The sequence below is a fragment of the uncultured Caballeronia sp. genome (genome assembly GCF_964243625.1).
Taxonomy (GTDB): domain Bacteria; phylum Pseudomonadota; class Gammaproteobacteria; order Burkholderiales; family Burkholderiaceae; genus Caballeronia.
The window spans coordinates 1-3949 of record NZ_CAXTGZ010000561.1 but is presented as its reverse complement, the minus strand read 5'-3'; the positions used below and the strand labels follow the sequence as shown (position 1 = coordinate 3949).

Genomic DNA, 3949 nt, shown 5'->3' with positions numbered 1-3949 from the left:
GTAGGCGCCGACCAGCGGGTCGCCGGTGAAGTCGACCTTCTGCCCCGGGATGACCGTGCCGGGCGTGCCCGCGCCGCTCATCAGGTTGGCCGGCAGCCCTGCGCCCGTCACGGCGTAGGCGTAGAAGCTTGCTTCGAGGTATTCGAGGTTGAGCGCGAAGTTGAGAATGTCCGCATCGCTCGGGCCTGTCTGAGCGTTGGCATTGTCGCCTGAACTGCCGCCGCATGCGCCGAGTATCGTGCCGCCGACGAGCCCCAATCCCAGCCCGCCTGCGCTCCTGAAGAACTGCCGGCGTTTGGCCAACTTATTGGCGCGGCGTTCGAGGATATCGAGGATCGCAATTTCTTCTGCCATGACTATCTCCTTTCCTGCATATTGAGTAATTAACCGTACGGCGCCATTCGAAGTGCACAGCCGAGTTAAAGCAGCGGCTGCACCTTGCAACAAGGAGCCGTGATGCATGAGACATGAGGATGAGGTAATGAAGACAGGCCGGAGCGATGAAGCCCTGATGCCATCAGGACGGCTGATCTTCACGTAGCTAAATACGCGGGCCTGAGATGAAACGGATGCACCCGGTCGCGAATATATTTCTGTTTCTTTCCGGTAGCGACATGGACGAGTGCGCGGGCAGTTGTCTTTGTTGCAATGCGCAACGTAGATAAACGCGTTTATCGATGTGCAAATACGGCGCGCCGGAGGCCCACTCGATGACCGGAGTTCGTGACGTTGACGGCACTGCGGATTGGCCCTCCGCCCTTCCGATGGTAGAATGCCGTCCGCCTGGCGGGGTGATGAAATTGGTAAACATAGCGGACTTAAAATCCGCCGCCTAACGGCTTGCCGGTTCAAGTCCGGTCCCCGCTACCAGCACCCGATACGGCTTTGGAAAGACGGGCGGACGCCACTGCCGCCTGTGCCTGCTATCGTTTCCGGGCGATTCTGCCAATGCCCGCCGACTGAAGTAGACTGCGCGTCTTGTCGAGCGTCTCTATTAGCGCGAGCCCACATGAAACATCGAAGCCTCTACACGGTTGCCGCTGCCGCCGTTCTCGCCTGTACCGCCGGATGCACGACGGGGTATCAGAACGCCCAGCAATGCAAGGCGAAGATGGTCGAGACCTATCCCGCTTCCAGCCCGAAGCTCGACTATGAGATTCCGCGTGTTTCCTATCGCGGGACGCGCGTGGTAGTGGAAGGCACTTACATTCTGAGAGTTGCGCCAGCGGGCGCGACACCGATCAAGACCACGAAAACCCCTGTGCCGGCCGCGGTGGAATGCACCTTTGACGGCGATCAGATGCGCACATTCCAGTGGCTCGCGCCGGCCACGCTTGCCGCGAAATATCCCTTGAAGCCGGATCAGGCCGACACGGATTGACGCCGTTCCCGGACGTGCTCAGTCCCGGGCGCGCGCATAAAGATGCAGCGCGTCGAGCACGCGGTCGAATTCCAGGGATTTATCGAAGAAATGGCGCACGCCGTATTGCAGGCAGCGCTCGCGGTAGGCCGGCAACGCATGGTTGGTCAGCACGGCGGCGAAGGTTGAATCGGTGATGCCGGTGCGTTGCAAGTAAGAAAGAACCTCGATGCCCGAGCCGCTCTTCAACTGCAAGTCGACGATCACCGCGTCGAATGCCGCCGAAGCCAGCAGCGCAATCGCGCCTTCAGGCGTATCGGCCCAGGCACTCACTTTCAGCTCGCCGGACGCATCGATGGCCTCCACGAGGCTGCGCCGGATCAACGGCGAATCCTCGATCAGCAACACGCTCAGCGGCCGCTTCTGTGCAAGCCTGGTTTCATCGGCGATCGTTTGTTGGCCCACGGCGGGCATCCTCCTGCTTCCTACTCGATCAATCCGTTCTTGATCGCGTAATACGTAAGATCGGCGTTATTCGCGAGGCGCATTTTTTCGAGAACGCGCGCGCGGTACGTGCTGATCGTCTTCACCGACAAATGCAGCTCATCCGCAATTTCAGTCGGCAGTTGTCCGCCGGCAAGCTTGCAAAAAATCTGGAACTCGCGCTCCGATAAGGCCTCGTGTGGCCGCTCCGCAGCGGGCTTTTCGAGCTTGTCCGCGAGTGCATCGGCGATGAATTCCGACAAGTACCGGTGCCCGCGCGCGACCGTGCGAATGGCGCGCACGATTTCGTCGGGTGCCGCATCCTTGTTCAGATAACCATTGGCGCCGGCGCGCAGCAGGTTGATGGCGTACTGGCTCTCCGGATAGCCCGAAAGCATCAGCACACCCTGCTCCGGGCGAATCTGCTTGATCACGCGCAGCGTGTCTATGCCGTTTTTATCCGGCATCGCAATGTCCAGCAGCACCACATCGAACGCGCTCTCACGCACGAGCGCGATAGTCTCGTCCCCGGTGGACGCTTCGCCTGCCACTTCCATGTCGGGTTCGTCGGCAACGAATTGCCGGAACCCGCTTCGCACGATTGCGTGATCGTCCGCTATCAACACTCGAATCATCTGCGCTGCCCGCGGCCGTTTTATATTCGCACCATTGTACTGACGGCGCGCGGCGGAAATCATTCCGCCGCGCGCCGTCTTTCGCTTTCAGTCGTCCGTTACTTCAACGCCCTGTCAACCGTCGAGGCCGTCGAGCAGGTCGGCCATGTCGTCGGCGTGTTCTTCTTCGACTGCCAGAATCTCCTCGAAGATACGGCGCGTGGTGACATCCTTCTCGCCGAGATACCGGATGATTTCCCGATACGTATCAATGGCGATGCGCTCGGCGATCAAATTCTCACGAATCATGTCGATAAGGTTGCCGCCTTCCTTGTATTCCGAATGCGAACGCGACGCCAGGCTGTCCGGCGCGAAGTTCGGCTCGCCACCCAACTGGACGATGCGTTCGGCGAGGGTATCGGCGTGTTCCTGCTCTTCGGTCGCATGTTCGGCGAACTCGCTCGCGACGGCTTCCGAATGGATGCCCTTCGCCATGAAGTAGTGACGCTTGTAGCGCAGCGTGCACACGATCTCGGTCGCGAGCGCGTCGTTCAGCAGCTTCAGCACGACATCCTTGTCAGCGCCATAGCTGGATGTAACGGGACCGTCGTCCATATGTTGACGTGCGTCGGCGCGGATCTTCTCCACATCCAGCACGAACGGATCAGACTTCTGACCGGCCTCGTTGGGTTGGACCGGTGCAGCTTTTACAGCAGACGATTTCGACATTGATGTGCTCCAGATTTGGGGTTCTAATTTCAGCGATTGGACGGGATCCGGACGCGTGCCGGGATGAATAACAGCTTGGGCGGCGCGTCTACGGTCGCTGTGTTTATCGCCCGCATACGGCGTGCCCGGTCGTCATGTCCGGAACACTCCCAGCAGCAAGGTCACGACAAACACCACGAGAAAAATGTAGAAGAGAATCTTTGCGATCTCGGCGGCGCCCGCAGCAATCCCCGTGAAACCGAACACCGCGGCAATGATCGCAATGACAAAGAAAATGACGGCGTAGTGAAGCATGGTGACCTCTCCGTCCGATGGAGCGTTCCGGGCGTCGGGTTCGCAAAGTCGGCTTCGTTGAGTCCCCTTGCGAACCACCGGCCGCATCGAAGAAACGAGCGGGCGCTAGTCGACTATCTTCTTCGTCACTACAAAGCCGAGCACGAGGAACACCACGCAGACGATCAGGAACAGCACGAACAGGAACTTGGCAATCCCGGCCGCACCCGCTGCAACGCCGGTGAAGCCAAGCAGACCGGCAACGACGGCGATAATCGCGAAAAACAATGCCCACTTCAACATGATCGGTTCCCCATAGAGTTGGTCTTGATGACCGGATGGTAGCGGCGAGTCGGCCGGCTTCCATCTGGATGCTGGCCGTTTTTGCTGTAGGACGGCGCCGACAAACGCTTTCAAATGTCTTGGGTTGCCGTGACCTCGGCATGATCTCGACGCTGGCGGGCAAGGGCGAATACGTCATCCTCGATGC

General features: G+C 59.6%; 7 protein-coding genes and 1 tRNA gene. 2 read left to right on the top strand and 6 right to left on the bottom strand.

Translation table 11 applies throughout. The features are described from left to right. The coding region (locus ACFFAR_RS27050) for a ferritin-like domain-containing protein (RefSeq protein ID WP_375508804.1) at positions 1-354 on the bottom strand (354 nt) is incomplete at its 3' end. A gap of 431 nt (positions 355-785) precedes the next feature. Here ACFFAR_RS27050 and ACFFAR_RS27045 point away from each other — a divergent pair. Then, a tRNA-Leu gene (locus tag ACFFAR_RS27045) sits at positions 786-870 on the top strand. 139 nt (positions 871-1009) lie between these two features. Further along, positions 1010-1381: a hypothetical protein gene (locus tag ACFFAR_RS27040; RefSeq protein WP_061999024.1), complete on the top strand. Its 372-nt coding sequence runs from the start codon at positions 1010-1012 to the stop codon at positions 1379-1381. A gap of 18 nt (positions 1382-1399) precedes the next feature. On the opposite strand, the gene ACFFAR_RS27035 is transcribed toward ACFFAR_RS27040, so the two are convergent. From ACFFAR_RS27035 to ACFFAR_RS27015, 5 genes are all read right to left on the bottom strand, one after another. Continuing rightward, positions 1400-1825: a response regulator gene (locus ACFFAR_RS27035; protein ID WP_231941324.1), complete on the bottom strand. Its 426-nt coding sequence runs from the start codon at positions 1823-1825 to the stop codon at positions 1400-1402. Positions 1826-1845: 20 nt separating this feature from the next. Beyond that, positions 1846-2478 carry a response regulator transcription factor gene (locus ACFFAR_RS27030; RefSeq protein WP_061999022.1) on the bottom strand — a complete coding sequence of 211 codons (633 nt, stop codon included), beginning with the start codon at positions 2476-2478 and terminating at the stop codon, positions 1846-1848. A 114-nt stretch (positions 2479-2592) separates the two neighbouring features. Then, on the bottom strand, positions 2593-3186 hold the full coding sequence (locus ACFFAR_RS27025; protein ID WP_375508803.1) for a bacterioferritin: 594 nt from the start codon (positions 3184-3186) through the stop codon (positions 2593-2595). A gap of 132 nt (positions 3187-3318) precedes the next feature. Continuing rightward, entirely contained in the window at positions 3319-3480 is a 162-nt protein-coding gene (locus tag ACFFAR_RS27020) for a DUF1328 domain-containing protein (protein WP_075360550.1), read from the bottom strand. 105 nt (positions 3481-3585) lie between these two features. Continuing rightward, on the bottom strand, positions 3586-3762 hold the full coding sequence (locus tag ACFFAR_RS27015; protein WP_075360549.1) for a DUF1328 family protein: 177 nt from the start codon (positions 3760-3762) through the stop codon (positions 3586-3588). Positions 3763-3949 lie beyond the last annotated feature (187 nt).

Coding starts and splice junctions, on each gene's coding strand:
- ACFFAR_RS27040 (WP_061999024.1), top strand. CDS start 1,010: ATGAAACATCGAAGCCTCTACACGGTTGCCGCTGCCGCCGTTCTCGCC.
- ACFFAR_RS27030 (WP_061999022.1), bottom strand. CDS start 2,478: ATGATTCGAGTGTTGATAGCGGACGATCACGCAATCGTGCGAAGCGGG.
- ACFFAR_RS27025 (WP_375508803.1), bottom strand. CDS start 3,186: ATGTCGAAATCGTCTGCTGTAAAAGCTGCACCGGTCCAACCCAACGAG.
- ACFFAR_RS27020 (WP_075360550.1), bottom strand. CDS start 3,480: ATGCTTCACTACGCCGTCATTTTCTTTGTCATTGCGATCATTGCCGCG.
- ACFFAR_RS27015 (WP_075360549.1), bottom strand. CDS start 3,762: ATGTTGAAGTGGGCATTGTTTTTCGCGATTATCGCCGTCGTTGCCGGT.